This window comes from Caulobacter sp. GW821-FHT10A10 (assembly GCF_059415745.1).
The window spans coordinates 179,846-204,583 of sequence record NZ_JBWKNV010000006.1; the positions used below are offsets into that span (position 1 = coordinate 179,846).

The 24,738-nt window shown below is 66.5% G+C and carries 36 protein-coding genes and 1 tRNA gene; 24 read left to right on the forward strand and 13 right to left on the reverse strand.

Going from position 1 to position 24,738, the window contains the following annotated elements; genetic code table 11:
• Positions 1-89 precede the first annotated feature (89 nt).
• From AC07NS_RS17265 to zwf, 6 genes are all read right to left on the reverse strand, one after another.
• The gene (locus tag AC07NS_RS17265; protein ID WP_494605169.1) at positions 90-3,029 is read right to left on the reverse strand and encodes a TonB-dependent receptor plug domain-containing protein; all 2,940 of its coding nucleotides are present in this window, start codon (positions 3,027-3,029) and stop codon (positions 90-92) included.
• A gap of 348 nt (positions 3,030-3,377) precedes the next feature.
• Complete coding sequence (locus AC07NS_RS17270) at positions 3,378-4,400, reverse strand: LacI family DNA-binding transcriptional regulator (RefSeq protein WP_494605171.1); 1,023 nt, start codon at positions 4,398-4,400, stop codon at positions 3,378-3,380.
• A 257-nt stretch (positions 4,401-4,657) separates the two neighbouring features.
• On the reverse strand, positions 4,658-5,647 hold the full coding sequence (gene glk, locus AC07NS_RS17275; protein ID WP_494605173.1) for a glucokinase: 990 nt from the start codon (positions 5,645-5,647) through the stop codon (positions 4,658-4,660).
• A gap of 16 nt (positions 5,648-5,663) precedes the next feature.
• Entirely contained in the window at positions 5,664-7,475 is a 1,812-nt protein-coding gene (edd, locus tag AC07NS_RS17280; RefSeq protein ID WP_494605175.1) for a phosphogluconate dehydratase, read from the reverse strand.
• Positions 7,476-7,479: 4 nt separating this feature from the next.
• Positions 7,480-8,181, reverse strand: coding sequence for a 6-phosphogluconolactonase (pgl, locus tag AC07NS_RS17285; protein ID WP_494605177.1), 702 nt, complete (start codon positions 8,179-8,181; stop codon positions 7,480-7,482).
• The gene (gene zwf / locus AC07NS_RS17290; protein ID WP_487290955.1) at positions 8,181-9,647 is read right to left on the reverse strand and encodes a glucose-6-phosphate dehydrogenase; all 1,467 of its coding nucleotides are present in this window, start codon (positions 9,645-9,647) and stop codon (positions 8,181-8,183) included. The genes pgl and zwf overlap by 1 nt, the downstream gene beginning before the upstream one ends.
• A gap of 199 nt (positions 9,648-9,846) precedes the next feature.
• Between zwf and AC07NS_RS17295 the strand changes: the two genes are divergently transcribed.
• The gene (locus AC07NS_RS17295; RefSeq protein ID WP_494605179.1) at positions 9,847-10,359 is read left to right on the forward strand and encodes a GNAT family N-acetyltransferase; all 513 of its coding nucleotides are present in this window, start codon (positions 9,847-9,849) and stop codon (positions 10,357-10,359) included.
• A 198-nt stretch (positions 10,360-10,557) separates the two neighbouring features.
• On the opposite strand, the gene AC07NS_RS17300 is transcribed toward AC07NS_RS17295, so the two are convergent.
• The 7 genes from AC07NS_RS17300 to AC07NS_RS17330 form a co-directional block, all read right to left on the reverse strand.
• A complete protein-coding gene (locus AC07NS_RS17300) occupies positions 10,558-10,710 on the reverse strand; it encodes a hypothetical protein (protein ID WP_158286210.1) in 153 nt (50 codons plus the stop codon).
• 63 nt (positions 10,711-10,773) lie between these two features.
• The gene (locus AC07NS_RS17305) at positions 10,774-11,652 is read right to left on the reverse strand and encodes a transglutaminase family protein (RefSeq protein ID WP_494605181.1); all 879 of its coding nucleotides are present in this window, start codon (positions 11,650-11,652) and stop codon (positions 10,774-10,776) included.
• Positions 11,653-11,779: 127 nt separating this feature from the next.
• Entirely contained in the window at positions 11,780-12,448 is a 669-nt protein-coding gene (locus tag AC07NS_RS17310; protein ID WP_110119360.1) for a TetR/AcrR family transcriptional regulator, read from the reverse strand.
• 150 nt (positions 12,449-12,598) lie between these two features.
• Positions 12,599-12,675, reverse strand: a tRNA-His gene (locus AC07NS_RS17315).
• Between the two features lie 178 nt (positions 12,676-12,853).
• Positions 12,854-13,594, reverse strand: coding sequence for an energy transducer TonB (locus tag AC07NS_RS17320; RefSeq protein WP_494605183.1), 741 nt, complete (start codon positions 13,592-13,594; stop codon positions 12,854-12,856).
• 10 nt (positions 13,595-13,604) lie between these two features.
• A complete protein-coding gene (locus AC07NS_RS17325) occupies positions 13,605-14,039 on the reverse strand; it encodes a biopolymer transporter ExbD (protein WP_494605185.1) in 435 nt (144 codons plus the stop codon).
• A 5-nt stretch (positions 14,040-14,044) separates the two neighbouring features.
• Positions 14,045-14,953, reverse strand: coding sequence for a MotA/TolQ/ExbB proton channel family protein (locus AC07NS_RS17330; RefSeq protein WP_110133138.1), 909 nt, complete (start codon positions 14,951-14,953; stop codon positions 14,045-14,047).
• 696 nt (positions 14,954-15,649) lie between these two features.
• Between AC07NS_RS17330 and AC07NS_RS17335 the strand changes: the two genes are divergently transcribed.
• The 23 genes from AC07NS_RS17335 to AC07NS_RS17445 all read left to right on the forward strand — a co-directional run bounded on the left by AC07NS_RS17335 (position 15,650) and on the right by AC07NS_RS17445 (position 24,736).
• On the forward strand, positions 15,650-15,937 hold the full coding sequence (locus AC07NS_RS17335; RefSeq protein ID WP_494605187.1) for a type II toxin-antitoxin system RelE/ParE family toxin: 288 nt from the start codon (positions 15,650-15,652) through the stop codon (positions 15,935-15,937).
• 49 nt (positions 15,938-15,986) lie between these two features.
• Positions 15,987-16,304 (forward strand): HigA family addiction module antitoxin, encoded by a 318-nt coding sequence (locus tag AC07NS_RS17340; RefSeq protein WP_487290948.1) that lies wholly within the window; start codon positions 15,987-15,989, stop codon positions 16,302-16,304.
• A 438-nt stretch (positions 16,305-16,742) separates the two neighbouring features.
• Positions 16,743-17,099 (forward strand): hypothetical protein, encoded by a 357-nt coding sequence (locus AC07NS_RS17345; RefSeq protein ID WP_494605189.1) that lies wholly within the window; start codon positions 16,743-16,745, stop codon positions 17,097-17,099.
• A 30-nt stretch (positions 17,100-17,129) separates the two neighbouring features.
• The gene (locus AC07NS_RS17350; RefSeq protein ID WP_494605190.1) at positions 17,130-17,474 is read left to right on the forward strand and encodes a hypothetical protein; all 345 of its coding nucleotides are present in this window, start codon (positions 17,130-17,132) and stop codon (positions 17,472-17,474) included.
• Positions 17,475-17,507: 33 nt separating this feature from the next.
• The gene (locus tag AC07NS_RS17355; RefSeq protein WP_494605192.1) at positions 17,508-17,822 is read left to right on the forward strand and encodes a hypothetical protein; all 315 of its coding nucleotides are present in this window, start codon (positions 17,508-17,510) and stop codon (positions 17,820-17,822) included.
• Positions 17,823-18,132: 310 nt separating this feature from the next.
• Positions 18,133-18,507: a hypothetical protein gene (locus AC07NS_RS17360; protein ID WP_494605194.1), complete on the forward strand. Its 375-nt coding sequence runs from the start codon at positions 18,133-18,135 to the stop codon at positions 18,505-18,507.
• Between the two features lies 1 nt (position 18,508).
• Entirely contained in the window at positions 18,509-18,877 is a 369-nt protein-coding gene (locus tag AC07NS_RS17365; protein WP_494605196.1) for a DUF1937 family protein, read from the forward strand.
• A gap of 113 nt (positions 18,878-18,990) precedes the next feature.
• Positions 18,991-19,593, forward strand: a complete 603-nt coding sequence (locus tag AC07NS_RS17370; protein WP_494605198.1) for a hypothetical protein — start codon at positions 18,991-18,993, stop codon at positions 19,591-19,593.
• Positions 19,590-19,817: a hypothetical protein gene (locus AC07NS_RS17375; RefSeq protein ID WP_494605200.1), complete on the forward strand. Its 228-nt coding sequence runs from the start codon at positions 19,590-19,592 to the stop codon at positions 19,815-19,817. The genes AC07NS_RS17370 and AC07NS_RS17375 overlap by 4 nt, the downstream gene beginning before the upstream one ends.
• Before the next feature lies 1 nt (position 19,818).
• The gene (locus AC07NS_RS17380; protein WP_494605202.1) at positions 19,819-20,091 is read left to right on the forward strand and encodes a hypothetical protein; all 273 of its coding nucleotides are present in this window, start codon (positions 19,819-19,821) and stop codon (positions 20,089-20,091) included.
• On the forward strand, positions 20,091-20,282 hold the full coding sequence (locus AC07NS_RS17385; RefSeq protein WP_494605204.1) for a hypothetical protein: 192 nt from the start codon (positions 20,091-20,093) through the stop codon (positions 20,280-20,282). The genes AC07NS_RS17380 and AC07NS_RS17385 overlap by 1 nt, the downstream gene beginning before the upstream one ends.
• Positions 20,279-20,617, forward strand: coding sequence for a hypothetical protein (locus AC07NS_RS17390; RefSeq protein ID WP_494605206.1), 339 nt, complete (start codon positions 20,279-20,281; stop codon positions 20,615-20,617). The genes AC07NS_RS17385 and AC07NS_RS17390 overlap by 4 nt, the downstream gene beginning before the upstream one ends.
• Positions 20,614-21,369 (forward strand): HNH endonuclease, encoded by a 756-nt coding sequence (locus AC07NS_RS17395; RefSeq protein ID WP_494605208.1) that lies wholly within the window; start codon positions 20,614-20,616, stop codon positions 21,367-21,369. The genes AC07NS_RS17390 and AC07NS_RS17395 overlap by 4 nt, the downstream gene beginning before the upstream one ends.
• A 10-nt stretch (positions 21,370-21,379) precedes the next feature.
• On the forward strand, positions 21,380-21,718 hold the full coding sequence (locus tag AC07NS_RS17400) for a hypothetical protein (RefSeq protein ID WP_494605210.1): 339 nt from the start codon (positions 21,380-21,382) through the stop codon (positions 21,716-21,718).
• A 74-nt stretch (positions 21,719-21,792) separates the two neighbouring features.
• The gene (locus AC07NS_RS17405; RefSeq protein WP_494605212.1) at positions 21,793-22,104 is read left to right on the forward strand and encodes a hypothetical protein; all 312 of its coding nucleotides are present in this window, start codon (positions 21,793-21,795) and stop codon (positions 22,102-22,104) included.
• Positions 22,104-22,334: a hypothetical protein gene (locus AC07NS_RS17410; RefSeq protein WP_494605214.1), complete on the forward strand. Its 231-nt coding sequence runs from the start codon at positions 22,104-22,106 to the stop codon at positions 22,332-22,334. The genes AC07NS_RS17405 and AC07NS_RS17410 overlap by 1 nt, the downstream gene beginning before the upstream one ends.
• Positions 22,334-22,576, forward strand: a complete 243-nt coding sequence (locus AC07NS_RS17415) for a hypothetical protein (protein WP_494605216.1) — start codon at positions 22,334-22,336, stop codon at positions 22,574-22,576. The genes AC07NS_RS17410 and AC07NS_RS17415 overlap by 1 nt, the downstream gene beginning before the upstream one ends.
• Complete coding sequence (locus AC07NS_RS17420; protein WP_494605218.1) at positions 22,573-22,995, forward strand: hypothetical protein; 423 nt, start codon at positions 22,573-22,575, stop codon at positions 22,993-22,995. The genes AC07NS_RS17415 and AC07NS_RS17420 overlap by 4 nt, the downstream gene beginning before the upstream one ends.
• Complete coding sequence (locus AC07NS_RS17425) at positions 22,976-23,215, forward strand: hypothetical protein (protein ID WP_494605220.1); 240 nt, start codon at positions 22,976-22,978, stop codon at positions 23,213-23,215. Before AC07NS_RS17420 ends, AC07NS_RS17425 begins: the two co-directional genes overlap by 20 nt.
• Positions 23,202-23,360 carry a hypothetical protein gene (locus AC07NS_RS17430; protein WP_494605222.1) on the forward strand — a complete coding sequence of 53 codons (159 nt, stop codon included), beginning with the start codon at positions 23,202-23,204 and terminating at the stop codon, positions 23,358-23,360. The genes AC07NS_RS17425 and AC07NS_RS17430 overlap by 14 nt, the downstream gene beginning before the upstream one ends.
• On the forward strand, positions 23,357-23,821 hold the full coding sequence (locus tag AC07NS_RS17435) for a hypothetical protein (protein ID WP_494605224.1): 465 nt from the start codon (positions 23,357-23,359) through the stop codon (positions 23,819-23,821). The genes AC07NS_RS17430 and AC07NS_RS17435 overlap by 4 nt, the downstream gene beginning before the upstream one ends.
• A complete protein-coding gene (locus tag AC07NS_RS17440) occupies positions 23,821-24,366 on the forward strand; it encodes a hypothetical protein (RefSeq protein ID WP_494605226.1) in 546 nt (181 codons plus the stop codon). Before AC07NS_RS17435 ends, AC07NS_RS17440 begins: the two co-directional genes overlap by 1 nt.
• A gap of 70 nt (positions 24,367-24,436) precedes the next feature.
• Complete coding sequence (locus AC07NS_RS17445; RefSeq protein WP_494605228.1) at positions 24,437-24,736, forward strand: hypothetical protein; 300 nt, start codon at positions 24,437-24,439, stop codon at positions 24,734-24,736.
• Positions 24,737-24,738 lie beyond the last annotated feature (2 nt).

Consider the following 24,738-nt stretch of genomic DNA (forward strand, 5'->3'; position numbering starts at 1 on the left):
CCCTGAAAAAAGAAACGCCCCGACGCACGAGGCGTCGGGGCGTCCACCATCACGGACAGGCAAGCGTTCGTGACGGGCTGGCGGCCGGGCTAGAAATCGGCCGACAGGGCGATGAACACGTGGCGACCCAGCGAGTCGTACATGCCCGGATAAGTGTTGGCGTTGCCGTACGGCGCGCTGGAGACGCCGTAGCCGGAGCTGTCGAGGACGGGCGGATCCTTGTCGAACAGGTTGTTGACCCCGATCCGGACCGTGTTGCCCTTCACCTTGAAGCTCGTGGTGAGGTCGAAGTAGTTGTAGGCCTCGATCTTGGCGTCGAGGGCGTCATAGAAGCCGTCGCCGCCCGTCAGGAACGGATCCGACGTGTTCATGTCGAGCTTCGAGCTTCCGATGTAGCGCCAGGCCAGCGACAGCTCGACGTCCTTCCACGGGGTTTCCCAGGTGGTGCGGAAGTTGTGGCGCCAGGCTGGCTGCGGCAGACCGCAGGTCGGGCCGTACAGCCCCTTGCAGTCATAGCTGCCCAGGCCCGGCAGCGGCTCGGTACGGTACTTGTCGCGATAGCCGCCGGTCAGCTCGAACTTCAGCCCGCCCCACTCGCGGCCGCCCATCGGCGGCAGCTCGACCGAGTAGTTGGCGTTGATGTCGACGCCGCTGGTCCACAGGTAGCCGGTGTTGAGGTTGGTGCTGACGATGTAGCCGTCGGTGCCGATCAGCGAGCCGCTGCTGGAGCGGTGGATCAGCTTGCAGAAGTAGTCCGCGCCGGTGGTCAGGCACTGGCTGAGGATCACGGTCGGCGAGATGCCGCCGATCACGTCGGTGACCTTGATGTCGTACCAGTCGAGCGACAGGCTGAAGCGCGGCAGGAAGGCCGGGGTCAGCACCACGCCGATCGACTTGGTGTCGGCCTTCTCGGGCTTCAGCTCCTCGTTGCCGCCATAGAGCTCGTTGCACTGGCTGGACGGGCATTCGCTGATCACGCCGGTGCCGTACTGGGCGGCGGTGACGCCGGTCGCCTGGCACTGGGTCAGGGTCGCGGTCGGGCTGGTGCCCGCGCAGGGGTCCGAACCACCGAACAGGCCGATGCCCTGCGGGGTGTAGAGCTCGAGGATGTTCGGCGCGCGGACGGCGCGGTTGTAGCTGGCGCGCACCCGCACCTGGTCGTCGGGGCTCCAGGTCAGGCCGAACTTGTAGCTCTGGGTCTCGCCGGCGGTGCTGTAGTTGGACCAGCGATAGCCGGTCTCGAAGTCCAGCGCCTTGACGAACGGCATGTCCGACAGCAGCGGCGCGCGCAGTTCGCCGAACACTTCGCCGACGTTGAAGGCGCCCTTGACCGGCACGGTGCCGGCCTCCTGGGCCACCTCGTCGGCGGTGTAGTTCAAGGTCTGGCGACGATATTCGGCGCCCAGGGCCACGCCCACGCCCTGGCTCGCCCAGGGGCTCTTGATCCCATAGCCGGTCAGGTCGCCGCTCAGCGAGCCGCTGGCGATCGACTCGGTGGTCGAGCCGCCGGTGGTGCTGACCGCGCCGATATAGGCCAGGGCCGCGTCGCTGACGTTGCCGACCGTGAAGATGTCCAGCGGCACGCACGACGGATCGGTGCCGTCGACCACCGACTTACAGGTCGCCACGCCGTTGACGTTGACCACCTGCAGGGCGTTGTTGATCCGCGCCGTCGAGTATTCGCCGACCGTGCGCTGGGCGAACTCGGCCCGGCTGTACTGGATGTAGTTGTCGTACGACCAGGCGTCGTTGAGATCGCCGCGAACGCCAAGCGTGCCGCGATAGCTGCGGTGCTTCAGCGTGTACTGGCGCGGCCCGCCCGCGGTCAGGCGGTAGCCCAGGTCGCTCATGGTGACGCTGTCGGTCGAGGTCGTCGATCCGCAGAGGATGCCCTTCTGCTGGTCCGACATCAGCGGGTTGTCGCAGTTGATCGTGTATTCGGTGCCGCGCCACAGGCCGGCCGGGGCGATCTGGGCGGTCGTCTTGTCCTCGACGAAGGTGGTGTCGAGATAGACGTCGGCCTTGTCGCTGACCTCGTAGTGCGCGAATTCGCCCAGGGTGTAGCGCTTGTCCGAGCGCTGCAGGTAGTTGTACGGGCCGAAGTTGAAGGCGTCGGCCGAGGTGTACGCCCGGAACGTGCCGTCGCTGGTGGTCGTGTAGCGCGTGCCGCCGATGTTGAAGAAGCCGGTGGCGGCGTTGGACGAGCCGACGCAGGCCGGCGTCGTGCCGGCGTTGGAGATAGAGCAGGCCGAATAGTCGCGGCTGTCCTGCGTCACCGCCGACGACTGCCGATAGCCGCCGAACACTGTCAGGTTGCCCTTGTCGTCGGGTGTGTTGAAGCCGGCGGCGAGGTTGTAGTCATAGACGAAGCCGTCGTTCACCCACTCGTCGGGCTTGGTGTAGCCGCTGGAGTCCAGCAGCGAGCGCTCGGCGGAATTGTTGTTGTGGTGGTTGTTGAAGCTGACCGAGGCGTTCAGCTTCACGCCCTCCAGGTCATGTTTCATGATGAAATTGACGACCCCGGCCACGGCATCCGAGCCGTAGACCGCCGAGGCCCCGCCGGTCACTACGTCGACGCGCTCGACCAGCGCCGCGGGGACCGTGTTGAGGTCGGCGACCGGGAAGGTCGGGTCGCCGGGCACCAGACGCCGACCGTCCATCAGCACCAGGGTGCGGGCCGCCCCCAGGCCGCGCAGGTCGACCGAGGCCGTGCCGGTCGCGCCGTTCGACGTCGCCGAGGTGTATCCCGAAGTCACCTGCGGCAGGCTGTTGAGCATCGTCTCAACGTTGGTGACGCCCTGCTTGGCGATCTCCTCCTTGCCGATGCTGGTCAGCGGGCTGATCGAGGTCAGGTTCGGCTGCCGGATCCGCGACCCGGTGACGACGATCTGTTCGACCTCGGCCGGTTCGTCGGGACTGCTGGAGGCGGTGGCCTGGACGCCGGTTTGGGCGGCGGCCGTCAGCGCTATGGCGCTCGCACTGGCCAGGATTCCGAGGCCCAGAACGCCTCGTCGATAGCGCAGCTTCATTTAGTTCCCCATTGCTGTAACGCCCGCTCCCGGGGCGCCTGGAGAAATGGTGGAACGGCGGAATATCGGATTCAATAAACGGTATACGATGAAGACTGATTTCAGCGAACATTGTCCGCGCGGCCACACCTTTGGCGCCCGAAATCTAGTCAGCTAGAGAGATGGAAACGCGGGATTCTGGAAAGACCAGACGCGGTAATCGGAAAAGTAGCGCCTCGATATTTTTGCGCAATGTCGCGCCGAACACCGCAGTCCTCTCGACTGCTCTTGGAAGAGCGAATCCGGGCGGCGTACGATTCGAGCGCGATACGAGAAAGCTCTGCTGAGAGCGCGCCTCGCGGTAGAGCCTCAGCCCGCCGCCGGTCCGGTCGACTCCCGGACCACCAGCTCGAAGTCGAGCAGGCGCGAGGGCGGCGGAGCCCCCTCCTCCCCCTTCAGGTCGCCGCTGAGCAGCAGGTCCGCGGCGGCCGCCGCCATGGCCTGGATCGGCTGGCGCACGGTGGTCAGCTGCGGCCAGACGACCTTGGCGCCGGGCGTGTCGTCGAAGCCCGCCACCGACAGGGTCTCGGGCACGTTCAGGCGCAGGCGGTTGGCCACGGCCATCACGCCCAGGGCCATGTCGTCGTTGGAGGCGAAGATCGCCGTCGGCCGATCCTTGCCCGCGAGCAGGGTCTCGGCCGCCTCGAAGCCCGATCGGAACGAGAAATAGCCCTGGGCCACGCGGTCCTCGCGCACCGCCAGGCCGTGATCGGCCATGGCCTTGGCGTAGCCGTCGTAGCGCAGGTGGGCCGCGCCGTGGTCGGGGTGCCCCTTGATGAAGGCGATGTCCTTGTGGCCCAGCTTGATCAGGTGGGCCGTCATGTCATAGGCGGCGGCCACGTCGTCCATGCGCACATAGGCCGAGCGGTCGAGATCCTTGTCGGGCGACAGGCGCACATAGGGCACGCCTTCGCTGTCCAACACCGCCAGCACCCGGGCGTTGTCGCAGACCGGCGGGGTCAGGATCACCCCGTCCATGCGCAGGGTGGCCAGCATCGGCTCCACCTGCTCCTCGATGTCGCCCTCGGAATCGAGCGGCTCGACGATCAGGTGATAGCCCTCGGTGCGGCAGCGGCCGATGGCGCCCAACTGCACGTCGGTGACGTAGGCGGGGCTGGGGTTGTCGAAGAACACGCCGATCAGATAGGCCTTCGAGCCCGCGAGGCTCCGGGCCGAGATGTTGGGCCGATAGTTCAGCGAGGCCACGGCCTCCTGCACCCGGTCGCGGGTGTCGGCCTTGACGTTGGGCTCGCGGTTGAGCACCCGCGACACGGTCTTGATCGATACGCCCGCCAGGCGGGCGACGTCGTGGATCGTAACCTTGGCGTTCAAGTAAGGGCCTCGCGCGGCGTGATTCAGCCTTCAAGCGAGACAACAGGCCATGACAACCTTGTCAAGGCGACCCCTTTTTGGACGGGGCTGCTGAAAACGGTGGTTAGGGGCGCTCGCCAAGAGACCGCCCCTAACCCGAAAGTTCCCCGCGAAGGCGGGGATCCAAGCCGAGTCCGCGGGTCGATCCGCGGCCTCGCCTAACCTTGAAAGCCAGCTTGGCCCCCCGCCTGCGCGGGGGTGCTCGGAGAGAAGAAACCCTAAGAAATCGAAGCCTGGCCGTCCGGCGTCATCGCCACCGCCGCGCCGATCAGCGCGGTGTGCGGATGCAGGATCACGTGGGTCGGGATGGCCTTCACGTAGTCCGACAGACGGCCCTTGGCCTCGAAGCGTTCGCGGAAGGCGCTGGCTTCCAGCAGGTCGACGATCCGGGGCGCGATGCCGCCGGCGATGAACACCCCGCCCCGCGCGCCCAGCGCCAGGGCGAGATCTCCCGCCGTCGAGCCGAGGATGGCGCAGAACCGCTCGACCGTGGTCTTGCAGCACTCGCGACCGGCCACGGCGCCTTCGGTGATCGCCTTGGCGGCCAGCTCCTCGACGGGGCGGCCCTCGATCTGGGCCAGCAGGACGTGCAGGTCCTCCATGCCCTGGCCGGCCAGGATCCGCTCGACCGACACGCGGCCGTACTTGGCCTGCAGGCCGCGCAGGATCTCGATCTCGATGTCGTCGACCGGGGCGAACGAGATGTGGCCGCCCTCGGTGGTCAGCGGGGTGTCGCAGCCGTGGCGGCGCACCATGCCGGCGGCGCCGAAGCCGGTGCCCGGGCCGATGATCGCCAGATCCCCCTCGCCCGAGGTCGGCAGCGGGCCGATCTGGCGCAGGTCTTTCGGCGACAGGCGCGGTGCGGCCAGGGCCTGGGCCGTGAAGTCGTTGATCAGGCGGGCGTTACGGAAGCCGCCCGTGCGACGCAGGCTGTCTTCCGACAGGTGCCAGTCGATGTTGGTGAAATGAACGGCGCCATGCTCGATCGGGCCCGCCACCGCGACCACGGCCTGGTCGGGGTGCTTGACCCCCACCTTGGCCAGATAGTCCTCGATGGCGTCCTCGGCCGTGTCGTAGTCCTCGCCCTTGTAGGCGGTGGGCTCGATCAGCCGCGGATCCGGACCGTCGAAATCGACCAGGGCGAAGCGCGCGTTGGTGCCGCCGATGTCGCCGACCAGACCCAGCCCGTGTGCGTTGGCGCCGTTCATGGGTTTCCCGTTCCCTTTAAGCAAACAGCACGGACGCGCCGGCGTCGGCGGCGCCGACCCCGTGTCGCATCCAGCTGAAAAGTTCGCGCCCGAAGCCCGGCTTGGACGCCGGGACTGGTGCAGGCGTGCGGGCGAGGAGTTCAGCCTCGTCCACATGGATGAAAAGCTCGCCGGTGTCGGCGTTCATGGTGATCACGTCGCCGTCCTGGACGTAGGCCAGCGGACCGCCCTTGGCGGCTTCCGGCGTCACGTGGATGGCGGCCGGCGTCTTGCCCGAAGCGCCCGACATGCGGCCGTCGGTGACCAGGGCCACCTTGAAGCCGCGGTCCAGCAGCACCGAGATCGACGGCGACAGGTTGTGCAGCTCGGGCATGCCGTTGGCCGACGGCCCCTGGAAGCGCACCACGACGACGACGTCGCGCTCCAGCTCGCCGCGCTTGAAGGCGGCGATGAAGTCTTCCTGCTCCTGGAACACCGCGGCGGGCGCGGTGATCACGTGGTGCTCAGGCTTCACGGCCGAGATCTTGATCACGCCGCGACCCAGGTTGCCGGCCAACAGCTTGAGGCCGCCTTCCTTGCTGAAGGGGTTGTCGACCGGGCGCAGGATGGCCTCGTCCAGCGAGGTCTCCGGGCCTTCGCGCCACTTCAGCTCGTCGCCGTCCAGGTAGGGCTCCTGGTGGTAGTTCGACAGGCCCGGACCGGCGATGGTCAGCACGTCCTCGTGGGCCATGCCGGCCTTCAGCAGTTCGCGCACCACGAAGGCCATGCCGCCGGCGGCCTGGAAATGGTTCACGTCGGCCGAGCCGTTCGGATAGACCTTGGCCAGCAGCGGCACGGCCTTGGAGATGTCGTCCAGGTCTTCCAGGGTCAGGATGATCCCGGCCGCCCGGGCCATGGCCACGATGTGCAGGGCCAGGTTGGTCGAGCCGCCGGTGGCCATCAGGCCGACGACGCCGTTGACCACGGCCTTCTCGTCGATCACCCTGCCGACCGGGATCCAGTCGTTGCCCTTGTGGGTGACGGCGGCGACGCGGCGGGCCGATTCCTTGACCAGCGCGCTGCGCAGCGGGGTGTTGGGATGCACGAAGGCCGAGCCCGGCAGGTGCAGGCCCATCAGCTCCATCAGCATCTGGTTGGTGTTGGCCGTGCCGTAGAAGGTGCAGGTGCCCGGGCCGTGATAGCTGGCGCTCTCGGCGGCCAGCAGTTCGTCGCGGCCGACCTTGCCCTCGGCGTAGAGGGCGCGGATGCGGGCCTTTTCCGAGTTCGGCAGGCCCGAGGTCATCGGGCCGGCCGGCACGAACACCGCCGGCAGGTGGCTGAAGGCCAGGGCGCCGATCACCAAGCCCGGCACGATCTTGTCGCAGACGCCCAGGTACATGGCCGCGTCGAACGCGTCGTGGGTCAGGGCGACGGCCGTGGCCATGGCGATGACGTCGCGCGAGAACAGCGACAACTCCATGCCCGGACGGCCTTGGGTGACGCCGTCGCACATGGCCGGCACGCCGCCGGCGAACTGGGCCGTGGCGCCGACCTCGCGGGCGGCCTCCTTGATCAGCGCCGGATATTCTTCCAGCGGCTGATGGGCCGACAGCATGTCGTTATAGGCCGAGACGATGCCCAGGTTCGGCGCGTTCGGATCCAGCGCCCGCACCTTGTCGGCCGCCGGCGAGGCGGCGAAGGCGTGGGCCCAGTTGGCGCACGAAAGCTTGGCGCGGCCCGGCTGGGCCAGGGCGGCGGCCTCCATCTGGGCCAGATAGGCCTCGCGGGTCGGGCGGCTGCGCTCGACGATCCGCTGGGTGATTTCGGCGATGACGGGATTGAGGGCCATCTGACTACTCCGCCCAGAGGATGCGGACCGGCACGCGGTCCTGATCGAGAATCTTGGCTACCGGCAGGCTCGGATCGACCGAACCTTCCAGCAGGTCGCGCTTGGCCTGGCCGGTCACCAGCAGGACGATCAGCGACGTCTGAATCAACGCCTTGAAGGTCAAGCTGATCCGCGGAAGGTCAGGGGCCGGCTCGCCTTTCGGCACGGCCAGCACCAGGCGCTCGGCGTCGAGGTCCAGCCCCGCTTCAAGAACCGGGTTGCCCGGGAACAGCGAGGCGAAGTGGCCGTCGCCCCCCACGCCCAGCAGGGTCACGCCGAACGGCAGGGCCTCGGCCACGCCGGCCTCAGCCGCGTCGGCCGCCGCTTCCGGCGAGGCCGGGTCGGCGTAGAGCGGCGCGAAGCCGGCCTTGGCCGCCTCGCCCTGCAACAGCGAGCGGCGCACGAGGCCCTCGTTGCTGCTCGGGTCCGAAGGCGGCACGAAGCGCTCGTCGGTCAGGGTCACGGTCACCTTGTCCCAGGGCAGGGTCAGGGTGGCCAGGCGCTGATAGACCGGCTCGGGCGTGGAGCCGCCGGTGGCGGCGAACCCGGCCTTGCCGTGGGTCGCCACCGTGGTGGTCAGGGCGTTGGCGAGCGTCGAGGCCGCGGCGTCGTACAGGGCCTCGCGGGTCGGGAAGACTTCGATCTTGGGCATGTTGCGCGTACCCATCACGACTTCCAGGCGCGGCCCTGCGGCGCGATCAGCGACGCGGCGCTGGCCGGACCCCAGGTGCCGGCGGCGTAGGGCGCCGGCTCGATATTGGCTTCGGCCCAGGCCTTGGCCACGCCGTCCACGAACCGCCACGCGGCCTCGACCTCGTCGCGGCGCACGAACAGGGTGCGGTCGCCGCGGAAGGCGTCCAGCAGCAGCTTCTCGTAGGCGATCCGACGGCGGCTGCCCGGGGCGGCCATGTTCAGCGACAGCGGCAGCGACTGCAGGCGCATGCCCTCTTCCGACAGGCCCGGACGCTTGGTCATCACGCTCAGCGAGATGTCTTCTTCCGGCTGCAGGTCGATGACCAGGCGGTTGGCCTGCATCTCGCCCTGGGTCACGGCGCCGAAGATGTTGTGCGGCACGGGCTTGAACTGCACGACGATCTGGGTGCGGCGGTCGGGCAGGTTCTTGCCGGTGCGCAGGAAGAACGGAACGCCCGCCCAGCGCCAGTTGTCGATGCCGACCTTCATGGCCACGAAGGTCTCGGTCTTGGAGCCCTTGCCCACCTCTTCGAGATAGCCGGCCCGGGCCGTGCCCTCGACCACCCCGGCCACGTACTGGCCGCGGACGGTGTCGTGCGCGACGTTGTCCTTGGTGAAGGGCCGCAGGGACCGCAGCACCTTGACCTTCTCGTCGCGGACGGCGTCGGGGTCGAAGCCCGACGGGGCCTCCATGGCCACCAGGCACAGCAGCTGCAGCAGGTGGTTCTGCAGCATGTCGCGCAGGGCGCCGTACTCGTCGTAATAGGGCCAGCGATCGCCGACCTTCTCGGTCTCGGCGATCGTGATCTGGACGTGGTCGATCGACTTGTTGTCCCACAGCGGCTCGAATAGCACGTTGGCGAACCGCAGGGCCGTCAGGTTCTGGACCGTCTCCTTGCCCAGATAGTGGTCGATGCGGAAGATCTGGCTCTCGTCGACCACGGCGCCGACGGCGGCGTTGGTGATCTTGGAGCTTTCGAGGTCGCGGCCGATCGGCTTTTCCAGGATCAGACGCGTCGTCGGGCCGGTCAGGCCCGCGCTCTGCAGCGCCTGGCAGGCGGACGGATAGAGGCTGGGCGAAACGGCGAAGAAGATCACCAGCGAGTCGTGCGGGCCGATCTTGTCGGCCAGGGCCTTGGCCCCCTCCTCCTTGGTGATGTCGACCGGAAGATAGTCGAGGCGGGCGGCCAGGCGCTCCCAGGCGGCCTCTTCCACATTGGCGCGCTTGCCCAGGTGCTCGCGCACCAGCTCGCGGTAGCCAGCGCCGGTGAGGTCGCCGCGCGCCACGCCAAAGATGCGCAGGTCATGCGGCAGCAGCCGGTCGACTTCCAGGAAATACAGCGATGGCAGGAGCATCCGCAGGGCCAGGTCGCCGGCGCCGCCCAGCAGCACCAAAACCTCGCGGCCCGTTTCGCCGTCTTCGGTCTTTTTCTTGGTCACGTTTCGTCCACCCTATGACAACGTTGTCATGACACGCCCGTGCGCGCTTGGCAAGCACGCGGTCCGGCTGGCCCAAAACCGACCCCTGGCGCGGCCCCTACCTAGGCGGTTTGTCGGCCGGTCGCCATAAGACCAATCGCTTTTCGAAAACGCGCGAGGGCGCTTGTCCGCCCAGCCTTTTTCGAGGCATCACCTGCTCATGAGCACGACCCTGCGCCGCGCCGTCGCCGAAGACGCACAAACCCTGTCCGCCCTGGGGGCGCGCACCTTCACCGAGACCTTCGCGCACCTCTATCCGCCGCAGGACCTGGAGACCTTCCTGGCCTACGCCTACGGCCTCGAGCGCACGCAGCGGGATCTCGCCGATCCCGACAAGGCCAGTTGGATCCTTGAAAAGGACGGAACGGCGATCGGCTACGCCCTGGCTGGCCCCTGCGACCTGCCCCATCCGGACGTCCAGGCCGGCCACGGCGAGCTGAAGCGAATCTACGTGCTGAAGGACCACCAGGGCGGCGGCAATGGCTCGCGCCTGCTGAACACCGTCCTGGACTGGCTGGAAAAGGACGGCCCGCGCCCTCTGTGGATTGGCGTCTGGTCCGAGAACTTCGGCGCCCAGCGCCTCTACGGCCGCATGGGCTTCACCAAGGTCGGCGAGTACTTCTTCCCGGTCGGCCAGGTGCAGGACCTGGAGTTCATCCTGCGGCGGGGGTGAGCGCTGACGGAAGCGCCCCCGATACGCCAAGGAAAGAAATCCGCCTTCCTCGCCCTCGTGGCGAGGATCCATCGTTCAGCCTGCTCAGACCTTTCGAGCATGGCCGTCGCCTGAGCAGCCGCCGCCATGGCCCCTCGCCACAAGGGCGAGGGAGGCATGCTTTGAGGGATGCGCCCTAAGCGCCTAAGGTCGCTTCCCTCAATGCCCCGGACGCGGCTCGAACGAGCGCTTCTCGTCCTTCAAATCCACGCATTCCTTGGCCGGCTTCTGGCCGTGCTGGGCCTTGGGCTCGGACTTGGGGATGCAGTAGTTGGTCATCGGGTTCTGGTGTTGGAACGGCTTCGTCATCATGGCCTCGCCTCCCGCCTCAAATCTCATCCTGCGCGCCTTGCCGGCGCTTGTCGTTGATCTTCGTCATGCCGCCTCGCACAGCGCGTCCAGTTGCTGCACGTCGACGACCACGCTGAGCTCCGAAAGCCCCGGATCGCCGATCACCGTGCCCGACACCGGCAGCGCCTCGGCCGGGGTGCGGGTGGCCGCCACGCGGATCAGGTCCTCGGATTCGGCCAGGCCGTTGGTGGGGTCGAACTCGGTCCAGCCCAGGTCCGGCAGGAACACCTCGCACCAGGCGTGGGTCGCCCCCGCCCCTCTCATGCCGCCGTGCGAGGGGCTGTAGAGATAGCCGGTGGCGAACACCGCCGCGTAGCCCAGCCGCCGCAACGCCTCGACCATCAGCCAGGCGAAGTCGCGGCAGGTGCCCGCCCCGCGCGCCACGGTCAGCGCCGGGCTCTGGGTGCCTTCGGCGGCGCGGGCCTGGTACTCGAACTGGTCGTTGATGGTGGCGTTGAGCCGCAGCAGGAACTCCAGCGCCGGCTCGTCGGGCCGCTCCATCTGCTCGCGCAGCCAGCGCAGCATCACCCGGTCGGCGTCCTCGGTGGCTGGGCGGATGAAGGGGTCCAGCACCGCCCTGTCCTCGCGGCCATAGACGATCGGCGAGACGGTGTGCGGGTCGGCCACGGCCTGGTCGGTCAGGGGGGCCGGAAAGCGGTCGATGACTAGCCGGCTGGTGATGGTCAGGAAGTCGGCCTTGCCTTCCGGCTGGAAGGTGCAGACGCAGTTGCCGTTGGCGTCGTAGCTCCACCGCGTCTGGCCGGGCAGCGAGGTCGCCAGCGAAGCCTCGACGATACGGATGGCGTGGCTGTCGCGCGGGCGGATCAGCAGCCGGTGCGGCCCGAACGCCACCGGGCGCTCGTAAGCGTATCGGGTCTCATGAGTGATGCCGAGCCGAGCCATGGGGCCACCTTAACCCTCGGCCCCGGCGAACGTTCCTCACATACCGGTGATTCGTGCAGGTGATCGGAAGCCGGCGTGGTGCGCCTTCGATCAACCCTCCCTCTCTCCATGAGAGAGGGATTTAAACCTAAGCCGCGAACCCCGCCTCGGCGAAGCCCAGCATGCGGTCCAGCAACGACACCACGTCGGCCTCGCTGGTCTGGCCTTCCGACAGCACGTTCAGGCGGTCGAACTCGGCGAACCGGTTGTTATGCAGCATCCCTAAGGTGAAGTGCAGCCGCCAGTAGACCTCCTCGGCCGACAGCTCCGGCCGCGCCTTCAGCAGGGCGTCCGAGAAGCGGCGCAGGTGCGAGACGTCGGTCTTCAGCACCTGGCGGATCTCGTCGGTGCCCTCGCTGCGCGCCCGGATCAGGAACTGCAGCGAGATGCGGCGCTCGTGATCGGGGGCCAGCCAGCGCAGCGGCGGGGTCAGCAGGGCCGCCAGGATCTCGCGCACCGGCGGCGTCCCGGCGTTACGGTCGTTGGCCTCGTGCAGCATCTTGGCCCGCTCGCGATTGAGCTCGGCCGTGCGCCGCTTGAAGATCTCGAACAGCAGGGCGTCCTTGGAGCCGAAGTGATAGTTCACCGACGCCAGGTTCACGCCCGCCGCGGCGGTGATGTCGCGCACCGACACGTTCTGGAAGCCGTGCAGCGCGAACAGCCGCTCGGCGGCCGTGAACACCAGGTTCTTGGTGACGGCTTCGGTTTCCTGGGCCTCGGCCTCTTGGCCGGCGGCGATCTCGGTGGTCGAACTCAAGACTTCAATCCCCTTACCCGTAGGGAACCCTTACAAGCGTTTGATTTCGGCGCAAGCGTCAAGATGCGCCGGACGCTGAGGAATTCTCGATCGGGGGCCAGGAAACGAAAAAGGCCCGGCGTCGCCGCCGGGCCTTTTCAACGTCTCGCGTGGTACCACCTCTCGGGCTCGAACCGAGGACCTCTAGATCCACAATCTAGCGCTCTAACCAACTGAGCTAAGGCGGCTCCGCGAGAGGCGTGTTCTTAGTCGGACCCGCCGTCGGGATCAAGCGGCGAAAAGCCCTGAAACGGAGAAAATCGCGCCCCGAAAACGCCCTGCTCCGACCGCAGGAGAAAGGGCAAAGAAAAACGCCCCGGAGCGGGTGCTCCAGGGCGTCTTCTTGGGATCGTTCCCAGATCGTCGCTATTGCGGGACCTGGAAGGTGATCGGCACCGTGATCTCGCCGCCGTCCACCGGAGCCCCGTCGAGGGTCTTCGGCTTCATGCGGAAGAGGCGCGACAGCTTCAGGGCCGCTTCGCCGAAACCGTAGTCGGCCGGAGATTCCGACACGACCGAGCAGTTCTCGAGCGAACCCTTGGCGTTCACCGTGCAACGGATCGTCGCACGACCACCGGTTTCCGTCCGCTGTGCACGGTCCGGATAGTACCGGGCCATGTCGTCGGCGTTCGGCTTACGCGCCCAATCGGGACGCGTCACGACCGAAGCCCGGGCGGGCGGAGCCGTCACCGGCGCCGGCGGAGCCGACGAGATGATCGGCGGCGCCGTCTGCTCGACCCGCTCCTTGACGGGCGGGATCGGGAGCGGCGGCGGCGGCGTCACGTCCGGCGGCGGCGCGATCGGCGGCCTCGGCTGCACCACCGCGGGAGGCGGCGGCGGAGCGTTAGTCGGCGGCGGCGGCGGGGGCGGAGGAGGCGGCGGCGGAGGCGGCGGAGGCGGAGGCAGCTCCACGTCCACAGCTTCGTCGCTGTACTCCTTCAGCACCGCTTCGAACTTCTGCTTCGCGAGGTACGCGAAGAGGAGGCCGTGCAGACCGAGGACGATGATCAGGGCCACGCCGAAGGTGCCGAGGCCCTTCTTACGGCGCGGACCTTCCGAGGTCAGCGGATCGTAGTGGCGATGCTCGGGCGTTTGTTGTTCAGCCATGCATCACCCCTCAGCTGTTCTCATCCCGGCCGATAAGGGCCACGCTGTAGAACCCGTTGTCCTGGAGGGTGTTCATGACCTCCATAAACGAGCCGTAGCGAGTCTTTTCGTCCGCGCGGATGAAGATGCGTTCCTTGGAGGGATCGCGTCTGCCGATGTTCTTCGTCAGGTCTTCACCCATCGTGTCGATCGAGGTCCGGTCGTCGCCGATGTACAGCTGACCGTTCGCCTTGATGGAGATGTAGACCGGTTTCGGCGGGTTGGGGGTCGCTTTCGCCACCGCCGGCGGCAGGTTCACTTCGATCGACACGGAGGCCAGCGGGGCCGCCACCATGAAGATGATCAGAAGGACCAGCATGACGTCCACGAAGGGCGTGACGTTGATCTCGCTGTTCTGTTCGACGTTGAACCTGTCGCCGCCGCCACCCGAAAGTTTGGCGGCCATCGGTCTTACGCCCCCTTGTCGAGCTGACGCGAGATAGCGTTCATCAGTTCAGCAACGAAACCTTCCGAGCGCGTGCCGTAGGCCGAGATGCGGGTCTGGAAGTAGTTGTAGAAGATAACCGCCGGGATAGCGGCGAACAGACCGATACCGGTGGCGAGCAGGGCTTCAGCGATACCCGGCGCGACGACGGCGAGGTTGGTCGTGTTGGTGTTCGCGATGCTGATGAACGAGGTCATGATCCCGTACACGGTGCCGAACAGACCGATGAACGGACCACCCGAACCGACCGAGGCCAGGAACACCATGCCGCCCGACAGGCGCTTGGCCAGCGAGGCCTGCACCGCGTTGATGGCGTAGGTGGCGCGAGCGATCGTCGAGTCGCGGTGTTCGCCGCCGACTTGCAGACCGGCTTGACGCGACAGTTCGACTTCTTGGGCGGCCGCGGCGGCCATGTCGGCCAGCGGGTTGCCTTCGAATTCTTCCGACGAGCCGATGCGGGCGATGTCGGCGATCGAGCGAGCGCCGCGGAAGGCTTCCAGGAACTGGTCGGTTTGCTTGTTCAGGCTGCCGAACTCGAGCAGCTTGGTGATCAGCAGAACCCACGAGAAGACCGAGGCCAGCAGCAGGCCGATCATCACGACCTTAACGACGATGCCGGCCGCGAGGAACATGCCGACCGGGGTCAGCGAGTGCGACTTCATCTTTTCGGTCGCGGCTTCACCGGCGTTTTCCTCGGCCGGAGCGGCGTCGGCGGCGGGAGCCGGGGTTGCGGCCGGGGTCGCGGCCGGGGCGGCGGCTTCGGCGGCGGCCGGCGCAGGCGCGGCGGCGTCCTGAGCGAAGGCCGGGGCGCTCGCCATCAGCGCCACGGCGCCGACGAGAGCGATGAGGGGGGTCTTCCGTTTAATGTCGAGCATCTGTCGCCAGTTCCTGATTGGTCTAGCACGTTTGGACCGAGGGTCGTCGCGCGAGAGCGTCTCCACCCTAACTTGAAAAGCCCGCTTTCCCACCCGATCTCTCGGATGTTGGGCAGACCCGCTTCGCTGCGCTCGACCCGTTACGCCCCGCTTGGAAGGCTCATGCCCGCCCAGAAGGATCGTTTCGAAGCGCGAGTGACCGCGGCCCCTTTCGAGGCTCTGGTCTTACCGCAATGTTAGAATTGCGGCATGGGTCCTTTGGCAACCCCTTTTCGCACCGTCAAGGGGGCGTCCAGGGCATAAATTTACGACAGTCAGCGCTCGAAACCGGTTATTGCTGCACTGCACAAAAGGCAAATCAGGAATTCAAGGCGGTTTTTCCCTAACAAAGGGAATATTGGCGCCGCATCGCAGCATGCCGACAAAACAGCGATCTCCCGGCCACTGCCTGGAAGCTGGTCAGACAACCTCGGAAGGAGGCGCCTCAGAATCCCTGGCGGCGCTGCCAGATGTCCTCACGGGACAAGAATCCGTCGGCGGGGCGACTTAAGGGAAAGCCATGCATCTGACCAGAACTGATCATCCGCACTCATAAGCGCGAAATCCCCGAAGTTGACCGTCCATGTGTCGCACAGCGATACGCGCCCTTGCGAAACGTGTCGCAACGCGATACAAGCATCGCCAGGGGCGACGCGCATGGCCATCCAAAGCTTCCGAGACGAGCGAGCAGCGGCGATCTTTGCCGGGAACTCCCCCGGAAAGGGCTTTCCCGCCGATCTGCTCCGTCCCGCCAAGCGGAAGCTGGAGATGCTGCACGCGGCCGTCCTGCTCGAAGACCTTCGCGCGCCGCCGGGCAATCGCCTGGAAGCGCTCGTCGGCGATCGGGCGGGCCAACACTCGATCCGGGTCAACGACCAGTTCCGCCTGGTCTTCGTCTGGACGCCCGCCGGCCCGACCGACGTCGAGTTCGTGGATTATCATTGACGCACGCTCGAGGCCGCTCTCGGCCCGCATCACATCAGAGGATCTTGCGATGAGCCCGATCGCAACCTCAGCAGCCCCCCTCTCCCCGGTGCACCCCGGCGAGATCCTGCTGGAAGAATTCATCAGGCCGCTGGGCTGGTCGCCCGGCAAGACGGCCGCCAAGCTGCATATCGCGCGGCCACGCATCGAGAAGCTGGTAAGGGGCCAGACGCCGGTCACGGTCGACACGGCCCTGCGACTCGAAAAGCTGTTCGGAGCCACGGCCCAATTCTGGCTGAACCTGCAAAACCGCTACGATCTGGAGATCGCGCGCGCCAGGCTGCCCGAAGACATCGCCAGCATAGAACCGATCGATCACGCCGCCTGATCAAGCTCCCCCTGATCAAGCTAAGCGACGGCGAGGACGCTTCGCACAACGCGCGCCGTAGCAGCTCCCGAGGAAGCGCTGCGAACCACTATTTTTAGGAAAAAGAAGGTGGTGCCTGGGGCCGGAATCGAACCAGCGACACGCGGATTTTCAATCCCCGGACTATTCGTCCTAAAGCATTGAATTTATTAACTTTTCAAGTTCGCCGTGGACCAATTTGGACCAATGAGTTCTCGGAGCGTTCTGGGTTGAACCGAGACGAACCGTGGCGACTGGAGACGGCTCGGAGGCGATCGACCAAGAGTATCCCCCGGGAATCATCTCCGTGCAAGAAAACAGCATGACATCAGGTGTTGACTGCCGGCACAGCTAGGCTGTAGACGACTCCTGTTTTCCGGGGCCATCTTCGGCCCCACAGCTAAGAGAGGAGGCGTGACCATGGACAAGCTCACCCACGTCATCTGGGACCGCATCTCCCGCCAAGCTGAGCCGACCCCTCTTGCTGAGCTGGAGGCCTTCATGGAGGCCCACCGCGCTGAGCACGGCTTCTACCCTAGCCCCGCGAAGGTGGTCTTGGAGAGGTCGGACGGCACCAGCTTCGAGCCGTGGGCGAAGGGCTGGTGGTTCAGCCATGACCAGCTCGTGCCCGCCGAATGCCGGGGCAAGCTCTGCCGGATCGGCGCTGGCGCCTACGGTGACTCGACCGTCTGGAAGCACCCCGAGTTCGATGCGGTCGAGACCGCGATCTTCCGGGCGACGCTTCGGGAGCGCCACCCCTTCGGCGCCCGCGTCTGACCCGCACACATATATAGAGGAGACCACCGCATGCTCACCCAGCACTCCCGCAACATCGCCGCCCTCCCCGAGGTCTGCTACGGCACCCTCCAATCGGACGGCTCGCTGATCCTGATCAAGCGCGACGAGGACGGCTACTGGCCCGCCCAGGGCTACGCGCTCTCCTCGACGATCCCGACCTTCGACGAACTGGCCGACTACCTGAACGCGCGCCAGGACGTGACCAAGCAGCAGCGCGCCGCGATGGAGGCTGGCTCCATGTTCGGCTTCCACACGCCGGCCGCCGATCCGACGCGCTACGACGACAAGGGCCGGCCCCTCCCCGCCGACCAGCTGCATCCCGCCCTCGAAGTCCTGACTCGCGGCTCGAACTAGCGGTACGCCACCTACACGTACTGAGGAGATGCAATGGCTCGTTCGCCTGATCGCCTGAAATTCTGGAGGCCAAGGGTCGAGGAAGTGGCCGAGCTGGGCTACGACTCCGACAACGCGGGCGAGACCTTGGGCAAGGCGCTGACTGCGTGGCGCAAGGCCAACCCGGACAAAGCCCGAGCCGTCGACCTCTTCGGCGAGGTGCCGAAGTGGGCGCTCTATGAGGCGGCGATCCAGCTGTCGGCCCAGCTCGATCCCATGGGCGCGACCCAGGCGCTGAAGACCGACGCGCCCGAGCTGCGGCTGCGCGCCATGATCGCCGACATCATGAAGAAGGCTGACCGCCAGTGAGGGTCCTCTCCTTTGAGAGTCGCATTAATCTCATCCGCGAGGGGTGGACCTTCGAACGTCATTTCGCGGGGTTCCTGGCGACCGACCCGGCTGGGGTCCAAAGCATTTGGCGGGAACCATCAGTCAAACGAACACCGATCCCCGAGCCCTCGGCGCTGCACGCCGCAGGCGGGGGGCTGCCCTCCTAGGGCGGACCAAACCAGCGACACACTTTTCACGACTGCGTGACTCCCGGCCGTTTTCGGCCCGGGTGATTTCTTGCGCCTATGCGCCAGATCAGAGGAGAGACGCCATTCCCCAGCTGAGCTTCATGACCCGCACCACGCTCGCCGATAGGATGAGCCAGATCGCGCAGCTTGCCCTCTCGGCAAAGCGTGCCGCCGAGGAAGCAAACGCCCAGGCAATCGCCACGCACCGCGACCTGGAGCGGGCGCGCTCGGCGCTGTATCGCGCAGCCAAGGACGCCGAGGAAGAGGCGACGACCTACATGGATCGCCAGAGCGTCGACTGGCATGAGAGCGATAAAGCCGACACCGTGGGCGCCCTGCGCGATCAGTTCGATGACTGGGCTGGCACGCTGACCGAGGCGGTGGAAAGGCCCGAGCCCCTGGACTTCCCCATGCCAGACTGGCTCGGCGAGCTGCCCAAGCTCGCAGAAATCCTGAAAGAGTACGAGGCGGCCTGACATGGCGTTCACCTATCTTGCAATCCCCTACTCTCACCCGGCTCACAGCGTGCGAGAGGCTCGGGTCAACGCCTTCTGGCTAGCGGCGGCTTTCCTGATTGAGCGCGGTGATCGTGTCCTCTCGCCGATGACGTTGATGCCGGCGCTGGCGCATATTCCCGCTGCTCAAACCGATTGGGCCGCCTGGGAGGTCTACTGCAACGACGTCATGCGCGTGTGCAGCAAGCTCGTCGTCCTAGAACTTCCTGGCTGGGAAAATTCGCAAGGCGTGGCTGGCGAGATCGCGGCGGCGCTACGCCTGGGACTGACCGTCGACTACCTGACACTGGAAGCCGCTGGCATTCCGCAGAATCCTGAACTAAACGATTAGGCGAGTGACGCATTGAGCGACGCCTTTTAGCGACACTCGGTCGACTCTAGGCATTGACAGCCGGCATAGACGGCACTATCCCAGCCTCCCGCCACGAGTACGGAGGCCCGCGTATGATGTCTGATGCCGAGATCGTCCAATCGCTCACAGGAGGCGATCCCTCGCTGCCTGAGCTGCTCGATCTGGTTGCCGCCCGCATGGTCGCGGCGCACCACGAACCGCCGACCGCCTTCTATGTCCGCACGCTCCAACACCGCGCCAACCTGATCCGCACGGCCATGGGCATCGAACCGCGCCCTCCGATCGCCTCCAGGCTCGAAGCCCAGGCCCCGCCCTTCAACAGCGTGCTGATCAGGGGGCAGGTGATCGGCAAGGACAAGGACAGCGGCTACCTGCTGCGGATCGCCGTCGATGGCGAGTTCGAGTCCAAGATCGTCCATCCAAACCACGGCGAGGACCGCACGGTCGTCCTGGCGCACCCTCTGGCGGTGCAGCCCAATCTCCCGCCCGTAGACGCTCCGCGCCCGGACACCACCACCGATGACCTCTTCGAAGTGCTCAAGGGCGCCAAGCTTGGCGAGCGCCTTGTGTACGAGGTCGTCGAGCGCGGCGTTGACGCGCTGGCCGCTGACGGCGTCGACCTCTCGGGCTTTGGCGGCGCGCCGGCCGTGGTGAACGCCATGGCCCAGGCCGTCGTGAGGGCGCGCCTGAAGTGAAGGCGACGGAGGCCCAGACCCAGGCTCTGGCGGCGCTGCGGGCGGCGAAGGACTGGAAGGTCGTGACGCTCACCAGCGCCCTCTATGGCGACACCATCGTGGTCGTTCGCCAGGACCGCCGCCAGGGGCGCTCCCGCATCACCAATCTCGCGATCGGCCCTGACGGGGCGGTTCGCGTCACTGCCGGACCCATCCAGACGGTCCAGCGCAAACGCATAAGGTAAGATGAAACAGAACGCCCTTCACGAGCCCATCCTCGAACCCGACGACGACATCTGGGCCAGCTTCTCCGACTGCTTCGGGCTCGACATGGACAGCCACACCCTGAGCGCAGACTCCGACGCCATCACCCGCGACAAGGATGCCCTCTGGAGCGTGACGATCGAGAGCAGCTCCGGCCACGAGATCGACGCCGAGGGCTTCGAGGAGCACGACGAGTTGCTCGACTGGCTGACCACCCAGGGCGTGACCATTCTCAATCTCGACACCGATTACTGATGAACGACCTCCAGCACACCTCTCTCCACAGCCTTCGCAACCGCCTGCCGGTGGGCAGCGCGCTGAAGTCCATCGCCCATGCGGAGGAAGCCGGCATCGTGATCGTGCGCCGGACCATCGTCGAAGAGTCCGGCATGCAGACGGTCGATCAGTTCACGATCGACGCTCACGGCAAGGTCCGAAACGCTTGACGCCCGCCGTCCAGAACGCCGTGGCGTTCCTCAAGACCTTCGGGCCCGGCACGACCATGTACGAGGGCCACCCCGCCGTCATCGTCAACGCCCTGCTCCGCGAAATGGGCCTGGACCCTCAGACTGGCGAGCGCCCTCCCCCGCCGCCGCAGAAGCGCTACACCCACGGCGAATGCGGGCAGTGTGGCTGGATCGGATCGCTTCTGGTCACCAAGACCGTCAGCCTGGGGTTCCGCCAGAGGGCCGAGGACATCTGTCCCAGCTGCGAGCGTGAAGAAGTCCAGTGGCTGACCGAAGACGAGGCCGAGAAGCTCCTCAAGGAGAACGAGGAATGATCGAGGTCGAAGGCGTCCAGGCCTACGGAGACGTTCGCTTCTACGAGCGGCGCGGGCTCTACAGCTGCGAGGAGGTCCTGGAGCGCCCGCTGAAAGGCGCTGCCGACTTCGACGGCGACATGATCGAGCTGGAGGACGCCCGCTACCACCTCTTCAAGAAGGGTCAGGGCCGCACCTGCGTCAGCTGCGGGATCGAAGGTGCCTACTTCGCCAAGGAACGCTCGATCCGCCGCGACAAGCGCGCCGGAACCTGGGAGCCGTGCGGCGCGTGGCACTTCAACCTGTACGCCCGCCGGCCGGGATCGGATGGCGCGCTGGTCGAGGTCATGATGACCAAGGACCACATCATGCCCCGGTCGAAGGGCGGCGCTGACCATTGGCTGAACTACCAGCCCATGTGCGCGACCTGTAATGCCCGCAAGAGGGATCGCGTGGTCGAACCCGGCGCCGGCTATAGCTGGGACGATGTCGCCATCGCCCGCGAGCTGATCGGCGATGACTTGCTGGAGCAGCACGCCAGTGTCCCAGACGCCTCGCTGTCGCTGATCGACGCCGAGCGAGCCTACATCAACAAGATGCTGAGGCATCGCGACATGCCGCATATGCTGCGGGGGTTCAATGCCCTGGAGCGGGCGCTGTCCAAGAGCGCTTGCAGCGGCGACGACTTGACGCGAGCCATCCTCAAGCGGACCGAGGAAGCTTATGCCGAACACCTCTTCGGCCGCCTTCCCGAAGCGGCAAAACCCCACTAGATCGGGGCGGATGTTCGATGACGCCCATCAACCCCGAACGCCCGAAGCCTTCGCCGACTGGCTGAAGGAGCAGGGCTACGTGCTGACGGCGTATATGCCGGGCCAGGACATCTGGGTCGGCATCAAGCCGCTCATGTACCATTGGACCCTGCACACGGGCCTGACCTACGACTACGGCAGCTACCAGGGCCGCTGGTGCTTTGCCGACTTCACTCGCGCTCTGGCCGGAATGCTGGAGTGGGAGGCACGCGCGTTCGAGGGCGAGCCCAAGTTCTGGCGGCGGCACCCGGAGACGGCCCGCCGCAGGGACGACGACGGCTCCCCTGAAAGCGAACACGTCGCCGGATGAGTGTCGCCATTTTCTGACTTGAACTCCTGCCGAATGACGCCTATTAACGGCACTCGTTGAACGAGGAGGCCGTCATGTTCGAAGTCACCGAGACCCGATATGCCTACGGGATCACCGCCGATCAGATGATCGCGCTGATCAGCTACGAGGGCATCAACGGCCCCGGCAACACCGATGCCCTCCCCGCGCTGTCGACCATGCTGGACAAGGTCCCCGGCGTGTGCCGCACCGACTACGACGGCCACTTCGGCGCCTACGTCTACTTCTCGATCGACAAGGAAGACGACACCGAGAAGCTGCACAAGGACATCAAGCACGTCATCGACCTGCGGATCGCCAACGCGGTCGAGTGGGCCTCGCGCCAGCGCAAGCCGGGCCCGCGCTGATGCCGCGCCTTTGCGTCGTCGACCGCGACAGCGTCCACGTCGGCTATGTCGAGGCCCGCGTGGGGCTGCGGACCTACTACGGTCCGATCACTCGCGTCTCCGATAAGAGCGTCTGGACCAAGCGTCCGGGCCAGGACGAGCGCTGCTGGCGCCCGCAGAACAGCCGCCTGCCGTCGGTCTATCGCACCTCGTGCATCCGCAAGGGCGAATTCATCCCGAAGGAGGGCTGATGGGTCACCTCTACACCGTGATCGTCGACGACAGCTGCGGCACGACCAAGCTCTACACCGTCGAGGCCTCGGACCCCGTGTCCGCCAGCCGCTTTGCCGAGCGCGTGTTCAACGCGCACATGAGCTGCGGTGGCCGGGCACTCTTCTGCATGTCCGGCGCGACCATGTTCCTGCCGGTCGACAAGGGCGGCTCCCGGCCTGAGGCCGTCCGTCTTTATGCTACCGAGGAGGACCGCTCGTGAAGATGAAGCGCCGCCTCAAGGGCGTCGATGATCTGGCCCGCTTCCGCAGGTCGCCGCCGCCGATGACCCGGCTGTACCCCTACCAGCGCGCCGCTATCGAGCAGGTCCTGGGTGGGCCGATGACGGCGCCCGCTCCCCTCCTATCCCCCGAGCAGAGCCGAAAGGCCGGCGTTGGGTACTCGGGCCCGCTGATGGCCGACAAGGGTCAGAAGGACGGCAGCTGCAATCGCACCGCCTGCCAGATGCCGCTCTCCGGCCAGCCGCAGTTCTGGATGAAGAACCACGTGACCGGCGGCAGGCTCTACTACTGCCGCCGCTGCGAGATGCAATTCAGCGAATGGGATCGCCGGATCGGCGAGCCGCTTCGCTGCACCCCCGACGAAGGAAACGAGCAGCTCTATGAGCGAGACTACGCCTAAGCACGCGATCCACGGCGTCCTCAAGGACGCCCAGATCGTGACGTGGGGAAAGCACCGCGAGGCGATTGGCGCCATCCACGGCGACACCAAGGGCCGGTTCCCCGACGGGCGCATGATCCGCACCAGCCCCATCGAGCGCGGCCCCGACGCCGACGGCGTCATCGTCACCCGCAATTCCACCTACCGCCTGGAGATGGCCCAACCCGATGCCGCCGACTAAGCCCGTCCACCTGACAGCCCAGGAGATCGCAGAGCTGCGAAAGCGGCTGGCCCGCGACGTCATGATCGTCACGCGGCTCGACGTCGATCCGTCGCATCCGCTGCTGGCGGTCAAAGCGCTCGACGAGAAGTTGGCCGCCGCATGAGCCGCTACGTCGAACACAAGGGCGGGCTGATCCTGGGCTCGGGCAACTACTTCTACTGCCAGGATCAGAACTACGACGGCTTGGAGGTCATCCTCCCCGAGGGCGTGCCCGAGAACCGGGACGGCTACAACGCCGTGGTCTGGGCCAAGGGCTTCGCGCTCAAGCAGTTCTCGACCGCCAACTACTTCCTGATGACGCCGGTCCAGCAGATCATGTGGCGGCGCGGGTCCAAGAGGGTCATGCGCGAGGTCGAGGGGCAGTCCTACCCCCTCGACGTGCAGTACCACGCGATCGCGCCCTGGACCGAGCGCTGGCTGAACGACAACGTCGGAGCCAAGCACGACCGTTGGGATGTGCGCACCTACGCCAAGGCCGACGACATGCTCTTCTTCAAGCGCCGCAAGGACGCCCTGGCGTTCATCCGCATGCTCCAGGACCTCACCGAAATGAAAGCCGCCTGATGCCCGCCAGCCTCGTTCCTATCGCCGCCGCAGAACCCGTCGCCCGCGACGACGGCCGCTTCTATGTGCCGATCACCCGCACGATCCCGCTAGACGGCGTAACGTCCCAGGTGGTCTGTCGTGTGGCCTCCGACGCCTTCGTCGACCTGGAGACCGCCAAGGTCTTCGCCCAGTCGCTGGCCAACTGCTTCAACATCGCCCTGGACCTGCTGCCGGACGCCCCTGAGAACACGCTCTTCAAGCTGGCGCCAGATCGCTGCGGCTGGGCCGAGCCTAGCCTCCAGGGTCCGACGCCGGCCTGGGCCGCGATCGAGACCTTCCTGCGCTACGACCAGAAGGGCGACCTGGACATCACCCTGCGGTTCGATGACCTGGACGAGCTGACGCTGCGCACCTCGCGCAAGCGGATCGTCGAGCACCTGAACGCCCAGGTCATCGACCTGGAAGCCGACGAAAGCTCCAAAGACCATGAGGGCCGCTGGTGGATCAGGACCGTGGAGGGCGATCCGAAGACCGGGCCGATCATCTACCACATGGGTCGTTGACTGACACTAGGTGTTGACTGCCGGCATTGCGTGTCCTATGGGTGGCTCGTCGCCGCCCTGGAGGACCTTGATGTCGAACGACCTGTTGACCGCCCTGGCCCGAGCCTCGCTCGTCGAGCCCGCTACCGTCGAGAGCATCGCGGCCAAGCTGACCTTCTACCGGGTCCGCCTCCACCTCGACGACTACGCCGACTTCCTGCGCGTCGCGCCCTACCACCGCGCCGAGATCGAGCGGGCCATGGTCAAGGCCGAGAAGCAGTTGGCGGCGGGCGAGCTGGTCACGGCGATCAGCGCCGCCGGGGAGGTGGAGGAGCTGGTCAGCGCACTGCGCGACCGGATCAGCGACCTCGCCAGCGACCCCCTGCCCTAACC